The sequence below is a fragment of the Escherichia sp. AM3 genome, assembly GCF_032029835.1.
Taxonomy (GTDB): Bacteria; Pseudomonadota; Gammaproteobacteria; order Enterobacterales; family Enterobacteriaceae; genus Escherichia; species Escherichia coli.
In genome coordinates this window covers 1-238 of record NZ_JAVUPQ010001287.1, presented here as the reverse complement: position 1 = coordinate 238, position 238 = coordinate 1, and the positions used below count along the sequence as shown (strand labels likewise).

Here is a 238-nt window from a genome sequence, read left to right as displayed (position 1 = left end):
GATGGAAAGCACGCCAGATGATACCTGGCAGCCCACCTCGCGCGGGCAAAAATTCCTGCAAGATGACGAAAAAACGCTGCGTTCACTGGATGACCAGGAAGGCATTCTGCAACTGCTTGAGCTGCTGGCTGGCCGGGAAATGTCGCGCCGCGCCGATTTATTGCCGGAATGGCAGGCCTTTTTGCATCAGCATTCGAAATTCGCGTCTGCAAGTTCAGTGAAAAGCACGCTCTACTCC

At 54.6% G+C, this 238-nt stretch carries 1 pseudogene; it reads left to right on the top strand.

The window, feature by feature from the left end:
* Nucleotides 1–238, top strand: a pseudogene (locus RTW80_RS30710) (restriction endonuclease); the annotation flags it as partial.